At 66.0% G+C, this 25,203-nt stretch carries 22 protein-coding genes; 18 read left to right on the top strand and 4 right to left on the bottom strand.

Translation table 11 applies throughout. The features are described from left to right. Positions 1-78: 78 nt before the first annotated feature. The gene (locus AC4BCK_RS13885; protein ID WP_174176521.1) at positions 79-1,053 is read left to right on the top strand and encodes a LysR family transcriptional regulator; all 975 of its coding nucleotides are present in this window, start codon (positions 79-81) and stop codon (positions 1,051-1,053) included. A 60-nt stretch (positions 1,054-1,113) separates the two neighbouring features. Continuing rightward, positions 1,114-2,061: an N-acetylglucosamine kinase gene (locus tag AC4BCK_RS13880; protein WP_310111330.1), complete on the top strand. Its 948-nt coding sequence runs from the start codon at positions 1,114-1,116 to the stop codon at positions 2,059-2,061. 14 nt (positions 2,062-2,075) lie between these two features. On the opposite strand, the gene AC4BCK_RS13875 is transcribed toward AC4BCK_RS13880, so the two are convergent. Then, positions 2,076-3,089, bottom strand: a complete 1,014-nt coding sequence (locus AC4BCK_RS13875) for a pirin family protein (protein WP_174176519.1) — start codon at positions 3,087-3,089, stop codon at positions 2,076-2,078. Between the two features lie 250 nt (positions 3,090-3,339). On the opposite strand from AC4BCK_RS13875, the gene AC4BCK_RS13870 reads away from it, so the two are divergent. The 6 genes from AC4BCK_RS13870 (at position 3,340) to AC4BCK_RS13845 (ending at position 9,100) form a co-directional block, all read left to right on the top strand. Then, positions 3,340-4,440, top strand: a complete 1,101-nt coding sequence (locus tag AC4BCK_RS13870; protein ID WP_281359000.1) for an ABC transporter ATP-binding protein — start codon at positions 3,340-3,342, stop codon at positions 4,438-4,440. Next, on the top strand, positions 4,440-5,120 hold the full coding sequence (locus tag AC4BCK_RS13865; protein WP_490566027.1) for an ABC transporter permease: 681 nt from the start codon (positions 4,440-4,442) through the stop codon (positions 5,118-5,120). The genes AC4BCK_RS13870 and AC4BCK_RS13865 overlap by 1 nt, the downstream gene beginning before the upstream one ends. Beyond that, a complete protein-coding gene (locus AC4BCK_RS13860; RefSeq protein ID WP_174176513.1) occupies positions 5,117-5,863 on the top strand; it encodes an ABC transporter permease in 747 nt (248 codons plus the stop codon). Before AC4BCK_RS13865 ends, AC4BCK_RS13860 begins: the two co-directional genes overlap by 4 nt. After that, positions 5,860-6,822, top strand: coding sequence for an ABC transporter substrate-binding protein (locus tag AC4BCK_RS13855; RefSeq protein WP_174176510.1), 963 nt, complete (start codon positions 5,860-5,862; stop codon positions 6,820-6,822). The genes AC4BCK_RS13860 and AC4BCK_RS13855 overlap by 4 nt, the downstream gene beginning before the upstream one ends. 151 nt (positions 6,823-6,973) lie before the next feature. Then, positions 6,974-8,194: a pyridoxal phosphate-dependent aminotransferase gene (locus AC4BCK_RS13850; RefSeq protein WP_490566026.1), complete on the top strand. Its 1,221-nt coding sequence runs from the start codon at positions 6,974-6,976 to the stop codon at positions 8,192-8,194. A 51-nt stretch (positions 8,195-8,245) separates the two neighbouring features. Beyond that, the gene (locus tag AC4BCK_RS13845; RefSeq protein ID WP_251421043.1) at positions 8,246-9,100 is read left to right on the top strand and encodes a polyphosphate kinase 2 family protein; all 855 of its coding nucleotides are present in this window, start codon (positions 8,246-8,248) and stop codon (positions 9,098-9,100) included. Between the two features lie 28 nt (positions 9,101-9,128). On the opposite strand, the gene AC4BCK_RS13840 is transcribed toward AC4BCK_RS13845, so the two are convergent. Then, positions 9,129-9,347: an exodeoxyribonuclease VII small subunit gene (locus tag AC4BCK_RS13840; RefSeq protein WP_066277590.1), complete on the bottom strand. Its 219-nt coding sequence runs from the start codon at positions 9,345-9,347 to the stop codon at positions 9,129-9,131. Then, a complete protein-coding gene (gene xseA, locus AC4BCK_RS13835) occupies positions 9,344-10,678 on the bottom strand; it encodes an exodeoxyribonuclease VII large subunit (RefSeq protein WP_174176504.1) in 1,335 nt (444 codons plus the stop codon). The genes AC4BCK_RS13840 and xseA overlap by 4 nt, the downstream gene beginning before the upstream one ends. Before the next feature lie 177 nt (positions 10,679-10,855). Between xseA and AC4BCK_RS13830 the strand changes: the two genes are divergently transcribed. Further along, on the top strand, positions 10,856-11,707 hold the full coding sequence (locus tag AC4BCK_RS13830; protein ID WP_174176503.1) for a hypothetical protein: 852 nt from the start codon (positions 10,856-10,858) through the stop codon (positions 11,705-11,707). 9 nt (positions 11,708-11,716) lie between these two features. Continuing rightward, positions 11,717-12,796 carry a 4-hydroxy-3-methylbut-2-enyl diphosphate reductase gene (locus tag AC4BCK_RS13825; RefSeq protein WP_174176502.1) on the top strand — a complete coding sequence of 360 codons (1,080 nt, stop codon included), beginning with the start codon at positions 11,717-11,719 and terminating at the stop codon, positions 12,794-12,796. A 97-nt stretch (positions 12,797-12,893) separates the two neighbouring features. Here AC4BCK_RS13825 and AC4BCK_RS13820 read toward each other — a convergent pair whose 3' ends face one another. Then, positions 12,894-14,135, bottom strand: coding sequence for a DNA recombination protein RmuC (locus AC4BCK_RS13820; RefSeq protein WP_174176501.1), 1,242 nt, complete (start codon positions 14,133-14,135; stop codon positions 12,894-12,896). Positions 14,136-14,234: 99 nt separating this feature from the next. On the opposite strand from AC4BCK_RS13820, the gene ychF reads away from it, so the two are divergent. The 8 genes from ychF to AC4BCK_RS13780 all read left to right on the top strand — a co-directional run bounded on the left by ychF (position 14,235) and on the right by AC4BCK_RS13780 (position 25,156). Next, a complete protein-coding gene (gene ychF, locus AC4BCK_RS13815; protein ID WP_174176500.1) occupies positions 14,235-15,320 on the top strand; it encodes a redox-regulated ATPase YchF in 1,086 nt (361 codons plus the stop codon). 39 nt (positions 15,321-15,359) lie between these two features. Next, positions 15,360-16,031, top strand: coding sequence for an SDR family NAD(P)-dependent oxidoreductase (locus AC4BCK_RS13810; RefSeq protein ID WP_174176499.1), 672 nt, complete (start codon positions 15,360-15,362; stop codon positions 16,029-16,031). 11 nt (positions 16,032-16,042) lie between these two features. Beyond that, entirely contained in the window at positions 16,043-17,665 is a 1,623-nt protein-coding gene (locus AC4BCK_RS13805) for a cryptochrome/photolyase family protein (protein WP_174176498.1), read from the top strand. 63 nt (positions 17,666-17,728) lie between these two features. Next, the gene (locus AC4BCK_RS13800) at positions 17,729-19,507 is read left to right on the top strand and encodes an ABC transporter family substrate-binding protein (RefSeq protein ID WP_310111298.1); all 1,779 of its coding nucleotides are present in this window, start codon (positions 17,729-17,731) and stop codon (positions 19,505-19,507) included. 261 nt (positions 19,508-19,768) lie between these two features. After that, a complete protein-coding gene (locus AC4BCK_RS13795) occupies positions 19,769-21,439 on the top strand; it encodes a peptide ABC transporter substrate-binding protein (protein ID WP_174176496.1) in 1,671 nt (556 codons plus the stop codon). A 129-nt stretch (positions 21,440-21,568) separates the two neighbouring features. Next, the gene (locus AC4BCK_RS13790; RefSeq protein WP_066277571.1) at positions 21,569-22,498 is read left to right on the top strand and encodes an ABC transporter permease; all 930 of its coding nucleotides are present in this window, start codon (positions 21,569-21,571) and stop codon (positions 22,496-22,498) included. Continuing rightward, positions 22,488-23,438, top strand: coding sequence for an ABC transporter permease (locus tag AC4BCK_RS13785; RefSeq protein WP_174176495.1), 951 nt, complete (start codon positions 22,488-22,490; stop codon positions 23,436-23,438). Before AC4BCK_RS13790 ends, AC4BCK_RS13785 begins: the two co-directional genes overlap by 11 nt. A gap of 11 nt (positions 23,439-23,449) precedes the next feature. After that, on the top strand, positions 23,450-25,156 hold the full coding sequence (locus AC4BCK_RS13780) for a dipeptide ABC transporter ATP-binding protein (RefSeq protein ID WP_400576504.1): 1,707 nt from the start codon (positions 23,450-23,452) through the stop codon (positions 25,154-25,156). Positions 25,157-25,203 lie beyond the last annotated feature (47 nt).

The raw sequence follows: 25,203 nt of genomic DNA, 5'->3' as shown, positions 1-25,203 counted from the left end.
ATGCATCCAATGCATGGCTCGTGCAAAACTCATAGCATCAACGGATGGGTCCGCGGGCAGCTCACGGAGGACGACCACATGGAGCAAGACCAGAAGCAGCTCGTGCAGCTGCTGCCGCTCCTGCCCGTGCTCGCTGAGCTGGGGCGGACCGAGCACGTCACGGAAACCGCGGAACTGCTGGGAGTACCCCAGTCCACGGTGAGCCGCGCCCTTGCCCGGGCGAGCGCCGTCGTCGGGACCGAACTCCTGGTCCGGGACGGCAGGGGAGTCCGCCTGACACCCGCCGCCCGCACCCTGCTGCCGTACATCGAGCAGGCCCTCACGGCGTTCCAGGCGGGGCTGGACCTCGTCCGCGACGAGTCGGACGTGGTGCGGGGGAGGATTTCCCTTTCGTTCCAGCACACGTTCGGTGAGGCCGCCCTGCCGCTCCTGATCAGTGCCTTCCGGACCCGTCATCCCGGCGCTGCCTTCACGCTGAGCCAGGGGGCCCGGAATGCCTGCCTTGACGAGCTGGCCTCGGGTGAGTCGGACCTGGCACTGACGGCTCCCGTGGCGCCGCCCGGCCGGAACCTGTCCTCGGCGCCGCTGTACCGTGAACCGCTGCGCCTGGTGGTACACCACAGCCATCCCCTCGCCGCGCAGCCCTCTGCCCGGCTCGCCGACATCAGGGCAGACCCCTTTGTGGCGCTCGGGCCCGGGTACGGCATGCGTTCGCTCACCGATGCGCTGTTCCGCGAGGCCGGCTACCGGCCGCGCATCGCTTTCGAAAGCCAGGACTCGCACACGGTCCGGGGACTGGTCTCCGCCGGCCTGGGCGTCAGCATCCTGCCGCCGGGAGGTGATGCCCCGGGCCGTACCGTCAGCCCCGAAACCGGGAACCTGGGCTGGGTCGAAGTTCCCCTCGACTCCGCCCTGGCGTTCCGCGAGGTGGGCCTGTCCTGGCGGCGGCGGAAGCCTGGTTCGGAGCCGGTGCCGGTACGGCTGTTCCGGGACCTGGTGGTGACGGAGGGGCCAGGACTGCTGGCGGGACTGGTGCGGCAGCGGTCCCGCTAGCTGCGGCCGGGAACGGGGGGGATGGGCCGTCCGCCGCCCCCGCACCATTACCCTTGTGACGTGACCAACACCGAAAATTCCTCCGCGCTTCCCGTCGCCGCCCAGAATCCCGCCTCAACTCCGCTCCGCGGTGTCATCATCGGGCTGGACATTGGTGGCACCAAGACCCACGGGGTCCGCTTCGAGGACGGGGTGCCGGTGGCGGATGAGTCCGCCGGCAGCTCCAACGTGCAGAACGTCACCCGCGACGAGGCGGCCGCCAACCTTGCCGACCTCTTCGCGCGCATCGGCGGAGGGCAGGTGTCCCAGGTCTATGCGGGCTCGGGCGGCATCGACACCGAAGACGACGCCGCAGCCCTGGCGTCCCTGATCCAGCCGCACGTGCCCGGTGCCCGGGTGACCGTGGTGCACGATTCACGGCTGCTGCTGGCCGCCGGGCACGCAAGCACGGGAGTCGCGGTGATTGCGGGCACCGGCTCGGCCGCCTGGGGCAGGAATGCCGACGGCGGCGAGGCCAGGGCAGGCGGCTGGGGCTACCTCCTGGGCGACGAAGGCAGCGGTTACTGGCTTGGCCGCGAAGCGGTGCGGCACAGCCTGGGCCGGATGAACCGGGGCCTGCCCGCCGACGAACTCACCACGGCCCTGCTGCAGTCCTGCGGGGTGGGCGACCCCAACCGCCTCATCGCGCTGTTCCATTCACCGAAGACCGGCCGGCGCTTCTGGGCCCAGCAGGCCCGGTATGTGGTGGAGGCCGCGGCAGGAGGCCACCCGGAAAGCCAGGCGCTGCTGGACCAGGCCGGGAAGGACCTTGCCGGCCTGGCCCTGCAGGTGCTGCAGCAGCTGGGTATCACCGGCCCCGTAATCCTGGGCGGCGGACTGGGCATGAACGTGGCACCGCTGCAGCACTCCTTCCGCCGCCACCTGATGGATGCCGGGGTGACAGACATCCGCGTGCTGGACCAGGAACCAGTCTTCGGTGTGCTTCAGCTGGTGGCAGAGCAGGCCTGATCCGGTCCGGTCCTTTAAAGCCGTTTCCGGGGCGTCAGCCGTACGCCCGGGAGCGGAGGGGCGGGAATGCGTCCCGCCTCGGGCCCCGCGTCCGGACCGTGGCCGGGGACCAGGCCATACCGGGCCGCCGCCGTCTCCGTATCCGGCAGGCCGGCCTGGGTTTCCCAGTCGCTCCTGGCCTGCTCCACTTCCTCGTGGGTGCGGCCCACAAAGTTCCACCACATCAGCAGCTCTTCCTGGAAGGGCTCGCCGCCGATGAGGAGGAAACGCGTGCCGGGGAGTGCCTGCACCTGCAGCTCCGTGCGGCCCGTGCCCAGGTAGCCCAGCGGGCCCGGTGGAATCTCCTGGCTGTCCACCGCCAGGCCGCCGTCGAGCACAAGGATGCCGTGCTCAAACGCGGCATTGAGCGGCAGCACTGCGGTCCCGCCGCACGAGACGTCCGCACCCACGATCGGTGAATACATGGTTGCCGGCGACGCGATGCCGGCAAATTCACCCACCATCACCGTGGCGGTGAAGCCGTGCCCGCTGGCGCGGGGAAGTTCACGGTGCTGCTCGAATGCCGGCTCCCGGTGCCGTTCACCGCCGGGCAGGGCCACCCAGAGCTGCAGCCCGCGCTGCACCGGCAGGGCTTCGCCGGCAGGAGGAAGCACGGCGAACTCGGAATGGGAGACGCCGTGGCCCGCCGTCATGATGTTCAGTTCACCCGGCCGGACCACAACGTCGCTGCCCACGCTGTCCCGGTGGCGGATGTGGCCGGCCAGGGGCCAGGTCACGGTCTGCAGGCCAATGTGGGGGTGGGGGAGTACGGACATCGCAGTCCGGTCCGGGCCGAAGCTGTCCAGGAAGCACCATGCCCCGATGGTGGGCAGGCCGCGCTGCGGCAGCGTCCGCTGGACGTTCATGGCGCGGACTCCGCCGAGCGGTACCTCGCGTTGGGGCCACAGCTGAAGGCAGGGGCCGGAACTGCCCTCAGGGGCTGCCGGCGGACAGACTTCCTGCTGCGGCGCTATTTCCAAGTTGGTCACCCCACCACTTTATGGCTGGTCGGCCCACGGCGGAACAGCGGCCCTGGCCACGGCGGTTGCGGGCCGGAACGGCACTTCCCATCCGCCCCGGTCCCGGCTCCGAATGGTTACAGTAGGGATTCCTTTGCCCGGATTCGGGGCGCTGCAGGTGTTGCCGGGCCGGGTTTGGGCTACCGTAACTATCAGCGTGCTGATGACAATGTCGCGGTGCTTCCAGAAGCCCGTCCCAGAGAACAGGTGAGTCCGCACCATGGACCAGGCGATGATCGAGTTTCAGAGCGTTACCAAGCAGTTCCAGGGCGGGCAACCCGCCGTGGACAACCTCTCCATGTCCATCGGCAAGGGCTCAATCACCGTCTTCGTGGGCCCGTCAGGCTGCGGCAAAACCACCTCGCTCCGCATGATCAACAGGATGGTGGAACCCACCTCCGGGGCCATCACGGTGGACGGCAAGGATGTCACCTCCGTGCCGGCGCCCGAACTGCGCCGTTCGATGGGGTACGTCATGCAGTCTGCCGGGCTGCTGCCCCACCGCTCCGTGCTGGACAACATTGCCACCGTGCCCCGGCTGAATGGCGTGTCCAAGGCCGACGCCCGCCGGCGCGCCGAGGAACTCCTGGACGTGGTGGGCCTGGCCCGGTCACTCGCCAAGCGTTACCCGTCGCAGCTGTCCGGCGGCCAGCAGCAGCGCGTGGGCGTGGCCCGTGCGCTCGCCGCCGATCCACCCATTTTGCTCATGGATGAGCCGTTCAGCGCCGTGGATCCCGTGGTCCGCGACGAGCTCCAACAGGAGCTGCTGCGGCTCCAGAAGGACCTGGCCAAGACCATCGTGTTCGTCACGCACGACATCGATGAAGCCACCGTGCTGGGCGACAAGGTGGCCGTCTTCGCCGTGGGCGGAAAGCTTGCGCAGTACGCCACGCCGGAGGAAATCCTCCGTGCCCCGGCAAACGACTTCGTGGCCTCCTTCGTGGGACGGGACCGGGGATTCCGGCACCTTGGCTTCACCTCGTCCGACGGCGTCACCCTCCATTCGGTGCCGACCATCGTCCGCGGCCGCAGCGGCTCCGGAACCGATCAGGACGCAACAAGCGGCTGGCAACTGGTGGTGGACGAAGACATGCGGCCGCTGGGCTGGTCCACTCCCGGCACTGCCGCCGGACTCATCCCGGGAGGTTCGCTGTTCCGCCCCGGGGAAAGCCTGCGCCGCGCGCTGGACGCTGCGCTGTCCTCGCCGTCGGGCCTCGGCGTCGCCGTGGATGCGGAGGGCCGGGTGCAGGGTGTCATCCGGGGCGGAGAAGTGCTGGCCCTCATTGAAGAAGCGCGCCAGCTCCGGCAGGCTGCACTCTGATGGAGTGGTTCCTGGCCAACATCGGCATGGTCCTGGAACGGTCCGGCCAGCACCTGGTGCTTGCCCTCGTCCCCATGGTCCTGGGCCTGGCCATCTCCCTTCCCCTGGCGCAGCTGGCCCGGCAGAGCCGGGCGCTCCGCTCGGTGGTGCTGACGGCCTCCTCGCTGCTGTACACCATTCCCTCGCTGGCGCTGTTCATCATCCTTCCCACGATCCTGGGCACCCGGATCCTGGACCCGCTCAACGTGGTGGTGGCCCTGACCATCTACGCTGTTGCGCTCCTGGTCCGTGCCGCCCTGGACGCCTTCGACTCGGTGAACGAGGACGTGGGACAGGCCGCGGTGGCCATGGGGTACAAGCCGCTGGCGCGGTTCCTCCGGGTGGACCTGCCGCTGTCCCTGCCGGTCATGTTCGCCGGGCTCCGGGTGGTGTCCGTCAGCAACATCTCCCTGGTCAGCGTGGCAGCGCTGCTTGGCATCGGAAACCTGGGCATGCTGTTCACATCAGGGCTGCAGCGGGGCTTCATAACGGAAATTGTGGTGGGGATCATCGCCATCCTTGTCCTCGCCCTGCTGATGGACGCTTTGCTTGTCCTGCTGGAACGGCTCCTCACGCCGTGGGAGCGGGCCGGAAAGATCCGCCCGGGACTGGTGCCGGCGGCTGAGGGGGACCGGGCATGAGCAATGTTTTCTCCGACACCTTCGCCTGGCTGGCCGATCCGCTGCACTGGACCGGCGCGGCAGGCATTCCCGCCCGGCTGGGTGAGCATCTCCAGTACACCGGCCTGGTCATGCTGATTGCTGTTGCCATTGCCGTCCCCGTCGGCCTGTACGTCGGCCACACGGGCAGGGGAAGGGTTGCCGTCGTGGCGCTGGCCGGTGCGCTGCGCGCCCTGCCCACCCTGGGGCTGCTGACCCTCTTCGTACTGCTCGCCGGGATCGGACTGATGCCGCCCATCTGGGCGCTCGTCATCCTCACGGTCCCCCCGCTGCTGGCCGGCACCTATGCCGGAATCTCCAGCGTGGACCGCAACGTGGTGGATGCCGCCCGCGCCATGGGCATGACCGAACTGCAGGTCCTGTTCCGGGCAGAGCTGCCCAACGCCCTGACCGTCATGTTTGGCGGCTTCCGGACCGGCGTGCTGCAGGTCATCGCCACCGTCTCCGTGGTGGCCTACATCAATCTGGGCGGCCTGGGCCGCTACCTTTTCGACGGCCTGGTCCTCAGCGACTTCCCGCAGATGCTCGGTGGGTCCCTGCTCATCGCAGCGCTCGCCATCGCCGTCGACCTCGTCCTGTCCCTTTTCCAGAAGCTGTTCCTGGCAACAGGCGCCTCTGGCCAGTCCCGCCGCAGCCAGCAGGCTGCGGCCGATCTCACAGACCCCGTCCTGACGGAGGCTGTGGTACAAGGAGGTAAATCATGAAAGAAAGCCGTCCACACCACCTCGGCAGGCGGGCCTTCAGCGGCCTCGCCGCCGGGCTCGGCCTGGCCATGGCACTGTCCGCGTGCGGAGGATCCTCCGATCCGCTGAGCAACGCGCCGGCCACCAGCGGGGCAGCGTCCGGGGAAGCAACATCCCTCGTTGTCGGCTCGGCTGACTTCCCGGAAAGCCAGATCGTGGCGGAACTCTACGCAGGAGCCCTGACCGCCGCCGGCATCACCGCCACCACCAAGCCGAACATCGGCTCCCGCGAGGTATACATCAAGGCCGTGCAGGACGGATCGGTGGACGTGGTTCCGGACTACACGGGCAACCTCCTGCTGCACGTGGACAAGGAAGCGTCCGAGGAGTCAGCGGACGACATCGCCGCGGCCCTGCCGGACAAGCTGCCGGACGGACTCGCGGTCCTGGAACCCTCCAAGGCCGAGAACAAGGACGCCATGGTGGTCACCAAGGCCACGGCCGAAAAGTACCAGCTGAAGTCCCTCGAGGACCTGGCCAAGGTGTGCAGCGAGATCGTGGTGGGCGCACCCGCCACCTTCGCCGAGCGCGCCTACGGGCTGCCCGGCCTGAAGGAAAACTACAACTGCGAGCCGAAGAAACTGGAACCGTTCAGTGACGGCGGCGGTCCCGTGACGCTCAAGGCGCTCCTGGAGGACCAGGTGCAGGTGGCCGACATCTACACCACAACCCCGTCCATCGCCGACAACGATCTTGTGGTCCTTGAGGACCCCAAGAACAACTTCATCGCCCAGCAGGTGGTTCCGCTGTACAACGAGGCGAAGATGACCGACACGGCCAAGGAGGCCCTCAACTCGGTGTCCCGCATCCTGACCACCGAGGACCTCATCAACCTGAACCGTGCCGTCAGCGGCAGCCAGAAGCAGGGGGCCAAGGAAGCGGCGGACGCGTGGCTCAAGGAAAAGGGCATCGTCAAGTAGGACTTCCTTCCTGACCGCCTAAGCAGTACGACGGCGGCTGCCGGACTTCCAGAAGTCCGGCAGCCGCCGTCGTCCGTTCCGGGCGGCGGCGCGCGCACCCTGTGGCTGACGTCTCAACGGCCGTCCATCCTTCCTGTGGCATATTTGAGGGATGGCAGAATTCAGGCAGTCCACCAAGCTCAACAACGTCCTTTACGACATCCGTGGACCGATCCTCCAGGCTGCCCAGCAGATGGAAGCGGAGGGGCACCGTATCCTCAAGCTGAACATCGGAAATCCCGCGCCGTTTGGCTTTGAAGCGCCGGACGCCATCCTCGTGGACATGATCCGCCACCTGCCGCACGCCCAGGGCTACAGCGATTCCCGGGGCATCTTCTCCGCACGGACCGCTGTCTCGCAGTACTACCAGACCCGGGACATCCAGAACATCCACGTGGATGACATCTACCTGGGCAATGGCGTGAGCGAACTCATCACCATGTCCCTGATGGCCCTGCTCAACGACGGTGACGAGGTCCTGATCCCCACCCCGGACTACCCGCTGTGGACCGCTTCCGTGGCGCTGGCCGGCGGCAGGCCCGTCCACTACCTCTGCGACGAGGAAACGGGCTGGCAGCCGGACCTGGAAGACATGGAAGCCAAGATCACGCCCCGCACCAAGGGAATCGTGGTCATCAATCCAAACAACCCCACCGGCGCGGTCTACCCGGAAGAGACGCTGAAGAAGATCGTCGCCCTCGCCGAGAAGCACGGCCTGGTGGTCTTTGCCGACGAGATCTACGAAAAGATCCTGTACGAGGACGCCGTCCACATCAACCTGGCCAAACTGACCGGCGACGACGTCCTCTGCCTGACGTTCAGTGGCCTGTCCAAGGCGTACCGGGTATGCGGCTACCGGGCCGGCTGGATGGCCATCTCCGGCCCCAAGAAGGACGCGGCGGACTACCTTGAAGGCATCAGCCTGCTGGCCAACATGCGCCTGTGTGCCAACGTTCCGGCCCAGCATGCCATCCAGACGGCGCTGGGCGGGTACCAGAGCATCAACGACCTGATCCTGCCCGGCGGGCGGCTGCTGGAGCAGCGCAACAAGGCCTACGACATGCTCAACGCCATCCCCGGCGTGAGCACCCAGCAGGCCCTCGGTGCGCTCTACCTTTTCCCCAAACTGGACCCCGAGGTCTACCACATCCGCGACGACGAGAAGTTTGTCCTGGACCTGCTCCGGGAACAAAAAATCCTGGTGTCCCATGGCAGGGCGTTCAACTGGGTCCGTCCGGACCACTTCCGCATGGTCACCCTGCCCAACGTCAAGGACATCGAAGAAGCGGTGGGGCGGATGGGGGACTTCCTCAGCAGGTATCAGGGCAACTAGCCTGTGTTCACGGGCGCTTCGGTCCCGTGGAACTTCGCGAAAGGATTTCCCATGTCCGGCGCCCCAGGCTTTGACCAGCACCCCTCTGAGACCCTGCGGGCAGGAAAGGGTTTTTCCCTGGCCGACGTGGACCCCGATTCCACGCCGGGCTTCAAGGGCACCAAGGAGGACGGCCAGGCCCTGCTGGCGGAACTCGACGACGGGCTGGCGGAACTGCAGGAAAAGCTGTTCGCCGAGTCCCGGTTCGGCGGGCGCAAGCGCATCCTGCTGATCCTCCAGGCCATGGACACCGCGGGCAAGGGCGGCATCGTCAACCATGTAATGGCCGCCATGGATCCCCAAGGTGTGCAGTTCAAGGCCTTCAAGGCTCCCACGGATGAGGAGAAATCCTACGACTTCCTGTGGCGGATCGAAAAGGAAGTACCCGCCGCCGGGATGGTGGGGGTGTTCGACCGTTCGCACTATGAGGATGTCCTGATCCACCGCGTCCACCGCTGGGCCAGCCCGGAGGAGATCAAGCGGCGGTACGTGGCCATCAACGAGTTCGAGGCCAGGCTCAGCGGCTCCGGAACCACGGTGGTCAAGGTGATGCTCCACATCAGTGGAGACGAGCAGAAGGAGCGGCTGCTGGCACGGCTGGACAACCCGGCCAAGCACTGGAAATACAGCCGCGGCGACCTCGACGAGCGGGCTTTCTGGGTGGACTACATGAGTGCCTACCAGGCAGCCATTGATGAAACCAACACCGCGAACGCGCCCTGGCATGTGGTCCCGGCCAACAAGAAGTGGTTTGCCCGGATCGCCGTGCAGCAGCTGCTGCTGGGTGCGCTGAACGGAATGGACCTTCAGTGGCCCAAGGCGGAGTTCGATGTCGCCCTGGAACGCGAGCTGGTAGTGCGGTCCTGACGCTTCCCTTCAGCCTGCGGCTGCGGGCCTAGAGCGGCTGGTCGCGGGCAGCTGCCAGCCGCTTCCGGGCGCCCTCCAGCCATTCCTCGCACCGTGCGGCCAGGGCCTCGCCGCGTTCCCACAGGGCCAGGGATTCTTCAAGGCTGGCGCCGCCGGCCTCAAGCTTTCCCACCACAGCGATGAGCTGTTCACGGGCTTCCTCATAGCTCAGTGCCTGGATGTCGGCCGCTGGTTTCTGCTCAGTCATTCAGATTCTCCGGTTTCGGTAAGGGGCTGTTCGAGTAACCCGGTGGAGGTTGCGCCGAAGCGGCCTTCGGCCACGCGGATGGACAGGGGCGAGCCGGCCGGAGCCTCGGCCGGGCGGCGCACCACGGCGTGGCCGGCGGTGCCGGCTTCCGCCCGCTTTCCGGCGAGTTCGACGACGGCGTACCCCCGGTCCAGCGTCTTCTGCGGTGACAGCGCACGCACCTGGGCTTTCAAGTGCTCCAGCTGGTCGGCCGCGCGGACCACGGAGGAGCTGACGGCGGCGGAGGACCTCCGGAGCAGCCTCTCAATTTCCTCGGAGCGGATGGTCACGAGGCCTTCCGGCGCTGCCAGCACGGGCCGTGAATGGAGGGACGCCAGGCGGTCCGTTTCCCTGTCCACCAGCCGTTCCATGCACCGGCGCAGCTGCACCCGTGCCTGGCGCACCCCTGCCAGTTCCTCGGACACCTCCGGGACAATCCGCTTGGCGGCGTCCGTGGGTGTGGAAGCCCGCAGGTCCGCGACGTCGTCCAGCAGCGGCCGGTCAGCCTCGTGGCCGATGGCGCTGACCACCGGGGTGGCGGCGGCGGCCACGGCACGGATCAGTTCCTCGCTGTTGAAGGGCAGGAGGTCTTCCAGGGCGCCGCCGCCGCGGGCGATGACGATGACGTCCACCTCGGGCAGGGCGTCCAGGTCGCGGAGGGCCCGGACCACCTGGGCCACCGCGGTGTTCCCCTGCACGGCCACCTCCCGGATTTCAAACTCGACTGCCGGCCAGCGCAGGGCCGCGTTGCGCAGGATGTCCTTCTTGGCGTCGGAATCACGGCCGGTGATGAGGCCGATGCGGTGCGGCAGCAGGGGCAGGGGCTTCTTGCGGGAGTCCGCGAAGAGCCCTTCGGCGGAGAGCGCCTGGCGCAGCCTCTCTATCCGGGCCAGGAGATCGCCCAGGCCCACCGGCCTGATGTCCCTGACCAGCATGTTCAGCCGGCCGGTCTTGAGCCAGAACTCCGGCTTCAGCAGGGCAACCACGCGCGAGCCCCGCTCCAGCGGCAGGTTCTGGCGTTCCAGCACCTTGGTCCACACGGAGGCAGGCAGCGAGACCTCGGCGTCGACATCCCTCAGGGTGAGGTAGGCGTTGGTGCCCCGGCGGTTCAGCTCAATAACCTGCCCTTCAACCCACGCAGACGGCGTCCGGTCTATATGGGCTTTGAGCTTCTGTGACAGCACCTGGAGCGGCCATGGGTTGTCCGGGCTGGTTTCGGCAGCAGTGGCAGGCAGGGTGGTGGGCGCCTCGAGCTGCTGGCCGGGGACCGGAAGCGACGCCTGTTCAGACATGCGGGCGCTCGTGGCGGGCTGTAGCTGCGGGCATGGGGTCCTTCGTCCGTTGGGCGGCTGGTTGTGTCCGGCGGTCATTCAACCTTATCCATAAGCTCTACCACCAAGGACTGACAAGGATGCCGCCCGGGCCCCGCCTAGGATGGGGTGACCCCCGCCCAACATGAAGGATCCTCCGTGCGAAGTTTTGTTTCCGCTGCCGCAACCGTGCTGGCAGTGCTGCTGGCCGCCGTCGCAGTCCCCGCCGTCTGGCTGGACCGCAACATCGTGCAGGAGCAGGGCTTCGTTGAGCTGGCAGCTCCGCTCGGAAGGGACCCGGGGTTCCAGCAGCAGCTGGCTGCGGCAGCGGTGGCAACCATAGACACCAGTGCCGTACCCGGTGTCCTTTCGGACCTTATCCAGCCGGTGCTGGAGGACGCCGCGTCGGCACTGACCGCCCTGCCGGAGTATCCCGATGCATGGGAGGAAACGCTGCGCAGGAGCCACCGGCTCAGCTTCGCCAGCCCGGCGGCGGACGACGGCGGATCAGCCCCTGCGTCGTCCCTCACCCTTGACGTCGCTCCCTTGGTGTCGCTGGGCGCCGGGGAGATCGCACGGACCACGGGGTTGCCCCTGGACCCGCCGGACCAGACCCTCATCAATGTGGGCCAGCCTGAACACAGGGAATGGACCGAGAGGCTCACCACGTATGCCCCCGCCGGATATCTTCTGGCCGGAGGCTCGGCGATCGCGCTGCTCCTGGCCCTGGTGGCGGCGAACCGGCGCTGGACAGTGGTTGCCGGCGCGGGAGCAGGCGCGTTGCTGCTGGCGGCTGCGTGGACCCTCGCTTCAGGGATTGCCTCCGCTGCCGCTGTGTCCGCGGACAGCGGAAATGAGGTTGCCAACATGTTCAGGGATGAGCTGGTGGCGGCGTCCGCAGCAGATTTCCGGGCCTGGACCATGGCAGCGGCCGCTGGCGGCGGTGCGCTGTTGCTCCTGGCCCTGGTGGCCGGGTTCGCCACGCGAAGGCGGGGCCGGGCAAGCCGGTAGCATGGAGTAATGACCCCCTCAGCTGTTTCCCTTTCGATGCCCACCATCCCGCGTAGGCGCCGCTCACCTGAGGAAGTAGCTGCCGCAGCCCCCGTCTCCGGAACCAAGAAGGTGCTGCTCGCTGCTCCCCGCGGTTACTGTGCCGGCGTTGACCGTGCCGTCATCGCCGTCGAGAAGGCCCTGGAACACTACGGTCCTCCGGTGTACGTGCGGAAGCAGATCGTCCACAACGTGCACGTGGTCAGCTCCCTGGAGGAGCAGGGTGCCATCTTCGTCGACGAAACGGACGAAGTGCCCGAGGGCGCCCTGGTGATCTTCTCGGCCCACGGCGTCTCGCCTGCTGTGGTGCAGTCCGCCGAGGACCGCGGCCTGCGCACCATTGACGCCACGTGCCCCCTCGTGACCAAGGTCCACAAGGAGGCCGTCCGGTTTGCCAAGGACGATTTCGACATCCTGCTGATCGGCCACGACGGCCATGAGGAAGTCGAGGGAACGGCGGGAGAGGCTCCGGAACACATCCAGATCATCAACGGCCCGCACGAGGTGGACAAGGTTACTGTCCGGGACCCGGAGAAGGTGATCTGGCTTTCCCAGACCACCCTCAGCGTCGACGAAACCATGGAAACGGTCCGCCTGCTCAAGCAGCGGTTCCCCACCCTGCAGGATCCGCCCAGCGACGACATCTGCTACGCCACCACCAACCGCCAGGTGGCCATCAAGAAGATCTCGCCGCAGGCAGACCTGGTGATCGTGGTGGGCTCAGCGAACTCCTCCAACTCTGTCCGGCTGGTGGAAGTGGCACTGGAGTACGGGGCGAAGGCTTCCTACCGCGTGGATTTCGCGAACGAGGTCGATGAAGCCTGGTTTGAAGGCGTCGCCACTGTCGGCGTGACATCCGGAGCATCGGTCCCGGAGGTCCTGGTCCAGGACGTCCTGCGCCTGCTGGCCGAGTACGGCTACGGCGCCGTGGAGGAAGTCGTCACCGCCGAGGAAGATCTGCTCTTCTCGCTGCCCAAGGAACTCCGGGCAACACTCAAGCAGGCCGGCGACGTGAGCCGCGCCCTGGGCGGACGCCGCTCGCGGGACTGACCGGCACACGCAAGTCGGAGCCGCTGCGCATCTGATCTTCGTGGACGTGGGCCCGGCAACTGCCGGGCCCACTTTTTTATGCCTCCTGGCGTTGCCGTCAGGCTGCCTCGTGGTCGCTTTGCAGCTCAGGCGCCGCCAGGGCCCGCGGGGTGACCTCAACAACCGGAGGGGCGGCAAGTCCGGACTCCTCCAGCGAATTCAGCTTCCGGGCCGTGGGAAGGACGCGGGCTTCCAGGGTCCCCACCATGGCGTTGTAGCGGTCCACTGAAGATTTCAGGGACGAGCCCAGTTTGGTGACGTTCTCGCCCAGGGTCCCCATCCGGTCGTACAGCTGCCGTGCCAGTTCGAACAACTCCCGGGCGCTGTCCGTGAGGACGTCCTGCCGCCAGGTGAAGGCAACGGACTTGAGCACCGCCAGCAGGGTGCTGGGGGACGCCAGGACCACGTTCTTCGACAGCGCGTGGTCGAGGAGCCCGGCGTCGGCCATGAGCGCCGCGGCCAGGATGGACTCGGCAGGAATGAAACAAATCACCAGCTCGGGGGAGTTGCCCGGGATGTCCCAGTACTTTTTGCTGCTCAGGGAATCAACGTGTGCCCGCAGTGCCTTGGCATGGGCGGCCAGCAGCGCCTGCTGGTTCCGGCGGTCGCTCCCGGACAGCGGTCCGGCCTGCCGGGCGCCGGAATCAGGGCGGAGGTCCTGCGCGGCACCAAGTTCCTGGGCTTCCAGGTAGGAGGAGAGCGGTACTTTTGCGTCCACCACCAGCTGCTTTTCGCCCGGCAGCTGTACCACCAGGTCCGGCCTTACGCCCGCATCATGCCCGGCACTGTGGACCTGCTCCACGAAATCGACGTGCCGCAGCATTCCCGATGCCTCCACCACCCTGCGGAGCTGGACTTCGCCCCACTGGCCCCGGGCACTGTTCGACCTCAGGGCAGACTCCAGGGCGTGGGTGGAACGGATGAGCTGTTCATCGGAGAGCCGCGCCTCCTGCAGTTGCTGGGCGAGCTGGCCGTACTGCTCCACCCGGTCCCGTTCCAGCAGCGCCACCTGCTGCTGGACAGCCGTCAGTTTCTCCGCCACCGGGGCAAGTGCGCGCAGAACGCTGCCGTCCTGCGTCCGGGCCTCACCCAGCTCGCGGTTCTGTGCCGCCAAAAGCCTTCGCTCGGCGTCGGCCGCGGCAAACTGCGCGCTGACCTCCGAAAGCCGTGACGACACGGCATCGAAGTCCTCTTCCAGGCCGCGGGTGTTTTTCCGCAGCACGAAGAACACGGCGGCAGCACCCGCAAAGGCACCCAGCAGCAGCATGAACAAAGCAAGAATCAAGGCGAAACCATCCATGCCCTCACTGTCGCACGGGGCTGTGACATTTTGCCGAAGCGACATTTTCCCTGGCCTGCGCCGGACCCGGGCCGCCCGCTGCGGGTAGAATAAATCCTCGTGGCTCTTACTATTGGCATCGTCGGACTGCCCAACGTCGGCAAATCAACTCTCTTCAACGCACTCACCCGCAACCAGGTCCTGGCCGCGAACTACCCGTTCGCCACCATCGAACCCAACGTCGGCGTCGTGAACCTGCCCGACCCCCGGCTTCAGAAGCTGGCCGAGATCTTCGGATCGCAGCGCCTCCTGCCCGCCCCGGTGTCCTTCGTGGACATCGCCGGCATCGTCAAGGGCGCCTCGGAAGGGGAAGGCCTGGGCAACAAGTTCCTGGCCAACATCCGCGAAGCCGAAGCCATTGCGCAGGTGGTGCGAGTCTTTGATGACCCCGATGTCATCCACGTCGACGGCAAGGTGGACCCCCGCTCGGACATGGAAACCATCAACACCGAGCTCATCCTGGCAGACCTGCAGACCATCGAGAACGCCATCCCGCGGATCGAAAAGGAAGTCAAGATCAAGAAGCGGGAAGCTGCGGAGCTTGCCGCCATCAAGGCAGCCCAGGCGGTCCTGGAGCGCGGCGACACAGTCTTCTCCTCCATCAAGAGCGACAAGCTCGAAATGGAACACCTCAAGGAGCTCGGCCTCCTGACGGCCAAGCCGTTCATCTACGTCTTCAACGCCGATGAAGGCATCTTGGGCAATCCCGAAAAGCAGGAGGAACTGCGGGCCATGGTTGCCCCGGCGGACGCCGTTTTCCTTGACGCCAAGCTCGAAGCGGACCTCGTGGAACTGGACGAGGAAGAAGCCCGCGAGATGCTGGAAATGAATGGCCAGGACGAATCCGGGCTGGACCAGTTGGCGCGCGTCGGCTTCCACACCCTGGGCCTGCAGACCTACCTGACCGCCGGCCCCAAGGAAACCCGTGCCTGGACCATCCGCCAAGGTGATACTGCACCGCAGGCAGCAGGGGTGATCCACTCCGACTTCCAGCGCGGCTTTATCAAGGCCGAGGTGGTGTCCTTCAACGACCTGGTGGAAGCCGGGTCCATGGCCGAGGCCAAGTCCCGCGGCAAGGTCCGTATTGAGGGCAAGGAATACGTGATGGCCGACGGCGACGTGGTGGAGTTCCGCTTCAACGTCTAAGCCCACAGGATTTTCGGGCACGTGGCCTAGGATCTACCCATGACGACTCTTCAGGGTGCGGTTGTTCTGGTAGTCGGCGCCACCGGCGGACTAGGTTCGCGCATCGCCGCCCAGCTGGAAAGTAGCGGCGCCATCGTCGCCCGGTCGTCAAGGTCTGCCGGGCATGATCTGCGCGCACCCTCCGTGATCCGGGAGGTCCTGGAAGGCACGACTGCGCAGCACGGACGCCTCGACGGGCTGGTGGTGGCGTCCGGGGTCGTCGCTTTCGGCGCCGCATCAGACCTCGAACCCGCCACGGTGGACGAACTCTTCGCGGTGAACACGACCAGTCCCATCCAGCTCATTACGCAGAGCCAGCCCTACCTCGCGGCCTCGGCACGTGAGGGACGGGAGCCCTTCGTTGTCACGCTGAGCGGCGTTGTGGCCGAGTCGCCCGTCGCCGGCCTGGCGGCATACTCGGCGTCGAAGGCAGGGCTTGCTGCCTTCGTTGTCGCTGCGGCGCGCGAGTATCGCCGCGCAGGCATCCGGATCCTGGACGCCCGCCCAGGCCACACGGGCACCACGCTGTCCGATCATCCGATCGCCGGGTCGGCGCCGCGGTTCGGCGCGGGGCTGGATCCGGACCTGGTGGCAGCGCGGATTATCACCGCGATCGTCGACGGCGAGAAGGATCTGCCCAGCACCGCCTTCCAGGCTGATCCAAGTCCTTGAACCCAGCGCCAATGACGTCCGGACCACACCTCCGCCTTGTTCTGCCGCATCAGTTGTTCCGCGAGCAACTCGATGCGGCAGACGGCACCGTGTTTGTGCTGATCGAGCACGACCTGCTCTTTCGCCAGTACTCGTTCCACTCCCACAAGCTGGTCCTGCACCGGGCATCCATGAGCAGGTTTGCGCGCCGCCTCGGCGCGAAGGGCCACGACGTTGTCGTCCTCCGCAGCGAGGCCGGCCGCAGCTCCCACCAGCAGCTCGCAGACCTGGTGCGCCACCGCCGCCCGGCACAGGTGACCTGGTTCGACGTGGTGGACGACTGGCTTGAACAGGACCTGTACTCCGGCCTGGCCGACGGCGGCTACCGGATGCGCGGTGAGGACGTGCTGGAGACGCCGAACTTCCTCACGGACCGCGGGCAGATTGACGACTGGTTTGCCGCCAACGCTGCCCGCATGCACGACTTCTACGTATGGCAGCGCCGCCGCCTCGGCGTCCTGGTCGACGGCAGCGGGCAGCCGGCAGGCGGGAAATGGTCCTTTGACGCGGACAACCGGAAAAAGCTTCCCCGGGGATACACTCCCCGCACGGTGGGCCGGTTTGCGCGCCACCCCATCCATCAGCTGGAGGGGACCTTCGACTTTGAAGCCCTCACCGAACCGCCCGCCGTTGCCGCGGACGAGGCGTCCGACGACGTCGAACGGGCGGTTGCCTGGGTGGCGGAGGAGTTCCCGGATGCCCCGGGCGATCCCGCCCTGTTTGCCTGGCCCACGAGCGCGGACGAGGCACGCAAGCACCTCCACGAGTTCGTCCGCGAACGGCTGGACGACTTCGGCCCCTACGAGGACGCTATTTCCACCACGCATCCGTTCATCGCCCATGGCCTGCTCACGCCGGCGCTGAACATCGGACTGCTGGACCCGAGGGAAGTCCTGGAGGCCGTGCTCGCGGGTGCAGGTCCCAATACTCCTCTCGCCTCCCTGGAGGGTTTCGTCCGGCAGGTGATCGGCTGGCGGGAGTACATGCGCGCCACCTACCGGACCCGCGGCCGGCAGATGCGCACGGCCAACCGGCTGAACCACCGAAACGGCCTGGGGGAAGGGTGGTGGGAGGCAGACACGGGGCTCGCACCCGTGGACATGGTGGTCTCGCGGGTCCTTGCCACGGGGTACGCCCACCACATCGAGCGGCTGATGGTCCTGGGCAACGCCATGTCCCTGCTGAGGATCCATCCCGACGACGTCTACGAGTGGTTCATGGAACTGTTCATCGACGCGTACGACTGGGTGATGGTCCCTAACGTGTACGCCATGAGCCAGTTCGCGGCGGGGGAGGCGATCACCACGAAGCCCTACGTTTCGGGCAGCAACTACCTCCGCAGGATGTCGGACCTGCCGGCTGGGGAATGGATGCATGACTGGGACGGGCTGTACTGGACTTTCATCGATGACCACCGGGAGGTCTTCGAAAGGAATCCCCGCTCCCGGATGGTGGTCTCCCTCCTGGACGCCATGGATCCGGACAAGCGGCGGGAGCACCGCCGTCGTGCCGAAGCGCTGCTCGGCGCAGGACAGGGAGCAACACGGCTGCTGCGGACGGCACCGTCAATCGAGGGCCCGCACGCCTTATCCTGAGTACAGGGCGTGATCCTGGCGATTCCAGGAGCCCCTCCCGCAGAAGGAAAACAAGGAGGCGGCATGCCGTTCAGGCGTCTGGTGCACTACATCACCGCGGCAGTGGCGGGAGCCCTGGTCCTGTCGGGGTGCTCGGGCAACGGCGGCACCACCCCTGTGGTGGTGGGTGAGGCCAAGCGCGGCGGCAGCGTGAGTGTTGCGGAGGTCAACGCGTTCTCCTCCTTCAACCCCTACAGTGCGGACGGCAACACCGATATCAACTCCAAGATCGGCTACATCACCCACTCGGGTTTCTACTATCTGGATGACGCCGCAAAAGTGGTGCGGAACGAAAAATTCGGTCGCTACGAGAAGGTCTCGGACCAGCCGCTGAAAGTCAGGTACACGGTCAATGAGGGCGTCAAATGGTCCGACGGCGAGGCGGTCGACGCCGGGGACCTCCTCCTGAGCTGGGCGGCCGGGTCAGGATATTTTGACGACGCCGATCCCCTGGCGGGGACAGGCAGCACCTACTTTTCGGTAGCCTCCGATACCAGCGGCCTTGCCGGCACAGTGCTGCCGGAAATCGGGGCGGACGGCCGCTCCATCACCCTGGAATACGCCGTGCCCTACGCTGACTGGGAAGTGGCATTCGACGTCGGCCTGCCGGCACACGTGGTGGCAGCGAAAAGCGGCCTGAATGACGAAGAAGACCTGATCGACCTGATCCGGGACTCGCCGCGCGGCAATGAGGAAGAGCCCGCGGTCAACGAACCCCTCAAGCGGGTCAGCGACTTCTGGAACTCGGGGTTCGACTCCAAGAGCCTGCCCGACGATCCGTCCGTGTATCTCTCCAGCGGCCCGTACATCGTCCGCGATATCGTCCCCGAAGTCTCCATGACCCTCGTCCGGAACCGCGACTACGTGTGGGGCCAGGAGCCCTGGCTGGATGAAATAACCGTCCGCTTCACCGGTTCCGTGCCCACGGCAGTCGAAGCGCTCCGCAACGGCCAGGCCGACATCATCTCCCCCCAGCCTTCGGCGGAAACCGGGGAACTCCTGGCCGGACTGGCGGACCAGGGCAACACCGTTGAGTGGTACAACCAGTCAGGCTACGACCACCTGGACCTCACCTTCTCCGGGCCGTTCGCCGACAAGGATGTCCGGCAGGCCTTCCTGAAGGCGGTACCCCGCCAGGCCATTATCGACGCCGTGGTGGGGGACCGGCAGACAGATGCCGCGCCCCTGGATTCGCACGTGTTCCTGCCCGCCCAGCCCAAATACGGCGACACCGTCAAGAACAACGGCTCGTCGGACTATGCAGAGGTGGACATCGACGGGGCAAAGGCGCTCCTGGATGGTGATACCCCCACCATCCGGATCCTCTACAACCGGGACAACCCCAACCGCGCCACGGCATTTTCCCTGATTCGGGACTCTGCCGCGCAGGCCGGATTCCAGGTGGTCGATGCGGGGCAGGGGAGTGCTGACTGGGCCCGGGCGCTCGGCGGTGGAGGCTACGATGCTGCGCTTCTGGGCTGGATTGGCACCGCGGCGGGGGTCAGCCGGGTTCCCCAGATCTTCCGTACCGGCGCCGGCAGCAACTTCAACGGCTTTTCCGACGGCGACGCCGACAGGCTGATGGAACAGCTGGCCGGCACCACAGACCTGGGCAAACAGGATGAGCTCCTGGCCGAGATCGACAAACAGATCTGGGAAAACGCCTATGGCCTCCCGCTCTACCAGACGATTGGCGCCACAGCTTTCAGCGCCCGGGTGGCGGGGGTCAAGACGAGCGCGGGCCCCCTGGGCGTCTGGTGGAACGTGTGGGAGTGGCGCCTGGCGCAGCCGGCGTCGTCCTGATTCCAGGGACGAAAACCTTCCCTTCTGCACGATTCGCCGTAGCGGCTACCGGCGAGTAGCATGTGACTTGCACAACTTCCGTTGACCGACTAGGCGTTCAGTTCAAGCCGGTCACGGTTTGGCAACGGAGTACCAGTATCTGGACTTCGTGCGGTTAGGCTACTCGTATATGTAGGTTGCGTCACAGTCGAAAGCTGCGTCTCGCCTGCGGGGAACCACCAGATTCCCCCTCGTTATCTCCCACAACTCATAGGAGGCGGAATGCGTTTTACGCGCACTTCCAAAGCACTGGGCATGGTGGCAATCGCCGCCCTCGCCCTGACCGGCTGCGGCGCTGGAGGCGGCAGCAATGAAGGGGCAAGCGACGCCGCAGGCGATCCGGCCAAGATCATTACGGCTTACAGCAACGAACCCCAGAACCCGCTGCTGCCGGCAAACACCAACGAGGTCTATGGCGGCCGCGTTGTTGAGCTTCTCTTTGAAGGCTTGACCAGCTACAGCCCCAGTGGTGAGTCGGTCAACGCGCTGGCCGAGTCCATCGAATCCCCGGATGGCCAGAACTACACCATCAAGGTCAAGGGCGGCACCAAGTTCACCAACGGCGAGGAAGTCACCGCCAAGAGCTTTGTTGACGCATGGAACTTCGCCGCGCTGAGCACCAACGCCCAGGCAAACAGCAGCTTCTTCGAATCCATCGAGGGCTACGACGCCGTCAGCGCCACCAAGAAGGAAGGCGAAACGGAAGTCCCCGCCCCCACGGCAGAGACCCTCTCCGGCCTGGTCCTCAAGGATGACTCCACCATCGAGGTCAAGCTGACGCAGCCCGAGGCCGACTGGCCGCTGCGCCTTGGCTACACCGCCTTCATGCCGCTGCCCTCCGAGGCCATCGCTGATCCCAAGGCTTACGGCGAGAACCCTGTTGGCAACGGCCCGTACAAGATGGCCAAGGAAGGCGCCTGGCAGCACGACAGCCAGATTGAACTCGTCAAGAACGAGGACTACGCCGGTACCCGCGAAGCCAAGAACGGCGGCGTGACCTTCAAGTTCTACACGGACCCGGCCCCCGCCTACACCGATATCCAGGCCAACAACCTGGACGTCACGGATGTCCTTCCCACCAACGCCCTGAAGACCTACACCACGGACTTCCCGGACAACCACCTGAACAAGCCGTACGCAGGCAACTCCACCCTGAACATCCCGGGCTACCTGCCCGAGTTCCAGGGTGAAGCGGGCAAGCTGCGCCGCCAGGCCATCTCCATGGCCATCAACCGTGACGAGATCACCAAGGTCATCTTCAGCGGCACCCGCATCCCGGCCAAGGACTTCACCTCCCCGGCCGTGGACGGCTACAACGAGAACGTCGAGGGATCCGAGGTCCTGAAGTTCGATGCCGCCAAGGCAAAGGAAACCTGGGAAAAGGCCAATGCCATCAGCCCGTGGCCGGCAGACAAGACCCTTCAGCTCGGCTACAACACCGATGGCGGCAACAAGGAATGGATCGACGCTGTTGCCAACAACCTGAAGAACAACCTCGGCATCCAGGCTGAAGGCCAGCCCTTCGCCAAGTTTGCTGAACTTCTGGACCTGCGCAAGTCCCAGACGCTCCCCGGCTTCGCCCGGGCCGGCTGGCAGGCTGACTACCCGTCGCTCTACAACTTCCTCGGCCCGCTGCTGCGGACCGGTGCCAGCGCCAACTACGAGGGCTACTCGAACCCCGAATTCGACAAGCTCCTCGACGAAGGCCTGGGTTCCAAGTCCACGGACGATGCCAACGCGAAGTTCACCGAGGCCCAGGAAATCCTGTTCCAGGACCTGCCCAACCTCCCGCTGTGGTACTCAGCACGCCAGGTCGTGTGGAGCCAGAACGTCACCAACGTGGACAGCGGCTGGAACGGTGTCATCCAGTACTACAACATCACCGCGAAGTAGTCCTGAGACCGTCCAACTCAAATAGCTAGTGGGGGTCCGGCGCCAGCCGGGCCCCCATAGCCTTGATACCGGCAGGAAGCTGTCCTACATGAAATTCCCCCCATCTCCACAAACCCCGGAGGGTCTGCTGTGATCCAGTTCATTCTCCGACGCCTGCTCCAAGTCATCCCCGTGTTCCTGGGCACCACCCTGCTGGTCTATTTCATGGTGTTTGCCCTCCCCGGTGACCCCATCAGGGCGCTCTTCGGAGACCGTCCGCCGAGCGAAGCCGTCATCGCGGCGCTCCGCCAGCAGTACAACCTGGACCAGCCGTTCTGGGTCCAGTACGGCCTGTTCCTCAAGAATCTCTTTACGTTCAACCTGGGCGTCGATTTCACCGGCCAGCCCATCGCCGCCACCCTCGGCCGCGTCTTCCCCGTCACCGTGATGCTGGCCGTCGAAGCGCTCGTCATCCAGGCAGTGTTCGGCATCGGCTTTGGACTCATCGCCGGCCTCCGCAAGGGAAAGATCTTCGACTCGACGGTCCTGCTCGCCTCGCTCGTCGTCATTGCCATCCCCATCTTTGTCCTCGGCTTCGTCCTGCAGCTGGTCTTCGGTGTGTACCTGGGGTGGGCCAAACCCACCGTGGGTACGGACGTCAGCTGGAGCACGCTGCTGCTTCCGGCGTTCGCGCTGGCGCTGGTCTCCTTCGCCTACGTGCTCCGCCTCACCCGGGCGTCGGTCATTGAAAACTCAACCGCCGATTACGTCCGCACCGCTACTGCGAAGGGACTGTCCCGGCCCCGCGTGGTCATGGCGCACATCCTCCGCAACTCGATGATTCCCGTTGTCACCTACCTGGGCGCCAGCCTGGGCGGCCTGATGGGCGGCGCCATCGTCACCGAAGGCATCTTCAACGTCCCCGGTGTGGGGCAGAAGCTCTACCAGGCGATTCTCCGCAGCGAGGGACCCACCGTCGTCGCGATAGTGAGCGTGCTGGTGCTGGTCTTCGTTATCGCCAACCTGCTGGTTGATCTGCTGTACGCCTGGCTTGATCCGAGGATTCGCTATGAAAAGTAACCAAGACACCACGCACTTCGTTGCCCCCCTTGAGGAGACCCCTCTGCTGGCAACGGATGCGGTGAAGACTGACCAGGCCCCGCTGAGCCTTTGGGCTGACGCCTGGCGGAAGCTCCGCCGTCGTCCGCTGTTCATCGTCTCGGCAGTGATGATCCTGGTCATCCTGGTTGTGGCGTTCTTCCCGGGCCTGTTCACCCAGACTGCACCGAACGACAACTGCCAGCTGGCAAATTCGGACGGCGCACCCTCGGCCGGGCATCCGTTCGGGTTCACCTTCCAGGGCTGCGACGTGTACGCCCGCGTCATTTACGGCACGCAGGCCTCCGTCATGGTTGGCGTCTTCGCCGTCATCGGCGTGCTCATCATTGGGGTGACCCTGGGCGCGCTGGCCGGCTTCTACGGCGGCTGGATCGACGCCGTGATCGCCCGCCTCGGCGACATCTTCTTTGCACTGCCGCTGGTGCTCGGTGCACTGGTGGTCACCCAGCTGCCGTTCTTCCGTGAAAACAAGAGTGTGTGGACGGTCATCATGATCATCGTGCTGCTTGCGTGGCCGCAGATGGCAAGGCTGACCCGGGGCGCGGTGATCGAAGTCCGCAACGCCGACTTCATCACGGCGGCGCGGTCGCTGGGCGTGTCCAGGATCCAGAGCCTCATCAAGCATGTGCTGCCCAACGCCCTCGCCCCCATCATCGTGCTGGCCACCATGGAGCTCGGTGTGTTCATCGTGCTGGAGGCGACGTTGTCGTTCCTTGGCATCGGCCTTCCAGGAAGCATCATGTCCTGGGGCAATGACATTTCCGCGGCGCAGTCGTCCATCCGCACCAACCCCGCAGTGCTCCTCTACCCGGCTGCCGCCCTGTCCATCACCGTCCTGAGCTTCATCATGCTGGGCGACGCCCTGCGCGATGCTCTTGACCCGAAGAGCCGCCAGCGATGAAGGAGGCACACGTGACTGCATCAGATGTCACCATTACCGAAGCCGGAACACCCGCGAACCGGCCGCTCCTGGAAATCCGGGACCTGGCCATCACGTTCAACACCAGCAACGGCGAGGTGAACGCTGTCCGGAATGCCCACCTCACCATCATGCCGGGGGAGACCGTGGCAATCGTGGGCGAGTCCGGCTCGGGCAAATCAACAACCGCCCTCGCAGCCATTGGGTTGCTGCCGGCCAACGGCCGGGTCTCCGGCGGACAGATCCTGCTGGACGGCGAAGACATCTCGCATGCGCCGGAAAAGCGGATGATCGAGCTGCGCGGCAACACCATCGGCATGGTGCCCCAGGACCCCATGTCCAACCTCAACCCAGTGTGGAAGATCGGCTACCAGGTCAAGGAGACCCTGCGCGCGAACGGCAGGCCCAGCGGACCGGAGGACATCGCGAAGGTGCTGTCCGAGGCAGGTCTGCCGGACGCCCACCGGCGCGCCAGGCAGTACCCGCACGAGTTCTCCGGCGGCATGCGCCAGCGGGCCCTGATTGCCATCGGCCTGTCCTGCCAGCCCCGGCTGCTCATCGCGGATGAGCCCACGTCAGCGCTGGATGTCACGGTGCAGCGGCAGATCCTGGATCACCTTGAAGGCATGACGTCCGAGCTCGGTACGGCTGTCCTGCTGATCACCCACGACCTTGGCCTTGCCGCCGAACGCGCGGACAAGGTTGTGGTCATGTACCGCGGCCAGGTGGTCGAATCAGGGCCGTCGCTCGAGCTGTTGCAGAACCCGCAGCATCCCTACACCAAGCGGCTCGTGGAATCGGCACCGTCCCTCGCCAGCCGCCGGATCCAGGTTGCCAAGGAACAGGGCGTGCAAGCGGCCGACCTCCTGGCTCCGGCCGCCGAGGCGCTCACCGCCGACAACGTCCTTCAGATCCAGGACCTGCGGAAGGTGTACAAGCTTCGGCAGGGCCTGGGAAAATCGTCGGACTTTGCGGCCGTGGACGGCGTCACCTTCGACGTCCTTCGCGGAACCACGACGGCGATCGTGGGGGAGTCGGGCTCCGGTAAGTCCACAGTGGCCAAGATGGTGCTCCAGCTGGAGAAGCCGACGGACGGGAAAATCCTGTTCGACGGCGTGGACACCTCACTGCTGAAGCCTTCGGAACTGTTCAAGTTCCGGCGCCGGGTGCAGCCCATCTTCCAGGATCCCTACGGCTCCCTGGACCCGATGTACAACATCTACCGGACCATTGAGGAGCCGCTGCGGGTCCACAAAATCGGGAACAAAGCCAGCCGCGAGAAGAAGGTCCGCGAGCTGCTGGACCAGGTGGCGCTGCCGCAATCCACCATGCAGCGGTACCCGAACGAGCTCTCCGGCGGCCAGCGGCAGCGCGTTGCCATTGCCCGTGCGCTGGCGTTGGACCCTGAAGTCATCATCTGTGACGAGGCGGTGTCCGCCCTGGACGTACTGGTCCAGGCACAGGTGCTGAACCTGCTGGCCGACCTGCAGTCCAACCTCGGCCTGACCTACCTCTTCATCACCCACGACCTCGCGGTGGTCCGCCAGATCGCAGATCACGTCTGCGTGATGGAGAAGGGGCGCCTGGTGGAGACGGGATCCACGGACGACGTCTTCGACGCGCCGCAGCAGGAGTACACACAGGCGCTGCTCAACGCCATCCCGGGGGCCAAGCTGATGCTTCCGCCGGAAGTTGCATAAGCGGACTGCCTGCACACTAAGTACGGCTGGAGCCGGGGCCTTCGGGC

Source organism: Pseudarthrobacter sp. As-47 (genome assembly GCF_058215595.1).
The sequence above is the reverse complement of the archived record's forward strand: the minus strand, read 5'-3'. Positions and strand labels throughout refer to the sequence as shown.

What these genes read in the sequence shown, in the direction of transcription:
- AC4BCK_RS13845 (WP_251421043.1), top strand. Translation starts at nt 8,246, where the DNA reads ATGTCCGGCGCCCCAGGCTTTGACCAGCACCCCTCTGAGACCCTGCGG.
- xseA (WP_174176504.1), bottom strand. Translation starts at nt 10,678, where the DNA reads ATGTCTGAACAGGCGTCGCTTCCGGTCCCCGGCCAGCAGCTCGAGGCG.
- AC4BCK_RS13885 (WP_174176521.1), top strand. Translation starts at nt 79, where the DNA reads ATGGAGCAAGACCAGAAGCAGCTCGTGCAGCTGCTGCCGCTCCTGCCC.
- AC4BCK_RS13800 (WP_310111298.1), top strand. Translation starts at nt 17,729, where the DNA reads ATGCCGTTCAGGCGTCTGGTGCACTACATCACCGCGGCAGTGGCGGGA.
- AC4BCK_RS13810 (WP_174176499.1), top strand. Translation starts at nt 15,360, where the DNA reads ATGACGACTCTTCAGGGTGCGGTTGTTCTGGTAGTCGGCGCCACCGGC.
- AC4BCK_RS13825 (WP_174176502.1), top strand. Translation starts at nt 11,717, where the DNA reads ATGACCCCCTCAGCTGTTTCCCTTTCGATGCCCACCATCCCGCGTAGG.
- AC4BCK_RS13805 (WP_174176498.1), top strand. Translation starts at nt 16,043, where the DNA reads ATGACGTCCGGACCACACCTCCGCCTTGTTCTGCCGCATCAGTTGTTC.
- AC4BCK_RS13855 (WP_174176510.1), top strand. Translation starts at nt 5,860, where the DNA reads ATGAAAGAAAGCCGTCCACACCACCTCGGCAGGCGGGCCTTCAGCGGC.
- AC4BCK_RS13850 (WP_490566026.1), top strand. Translation starts at nt 6,974, where the DNA reads ATGGCAGAATTCAGGCAGTCCACCAAGCTCAACAACGTCCTTTACGAC.
- AC4BCK_RS13840 (WP_066277590.1), bottom strand. Translation starts at nt 9,347, where the DNA reads ATGACTGAGCAGAAACCAGCGGCCGACATCCAGGCACTGAGCTATGAG.
- AC4BCK_RS13785 (WP_174176495.1), top strand. Translation starts at nt 22,488, where the DNA reads ATGAAAAGTAACCAAGACACCACGCACTTCGTTGCCCCCCTTGAGGAG.
- AC4BCK_RS13820 (WP_174176501.1), bottom strand. Translation starts at nt 14,135, where the DNA reads ATGGATGGTTTCGCCTTGATTCTTGCTTTGTTCATGCTGCTGCTGGGT.
- AC4BCK_RS13865 (WP_490566027.1), top strand. Translation starts at nt 4,440, where the DNA reads ATGGAGTGGTTCCTGGCCAACATCGGCATGGTCCTGGAACGGTCCGGC.
- AC4BCK_RS13870 (WP_281359000.1), top strand. Translation starts at nt 3,340, where the DNA reads ATGGACCAGGCGATGATCGAGTTTCAGAGCGTTACCAAGCAGTTCCAG.
- AC4BCK_RS13795 (WP_174176496.1), top strand. Translation starts at nt 19,769, where the DNA reads ATGCGTTTTACGCGCACTTCCAAAGCACTGGGCATGGTGGCAATCGCC.
- AC4BCK_RS13860 (WP_174176513.1), top strand. Translation starts at nt 5,117, where the DNA reads ATGAGCAATGTTTTCTCCGACACCTTCGCCTGGCTGGCCGATCCGCTG.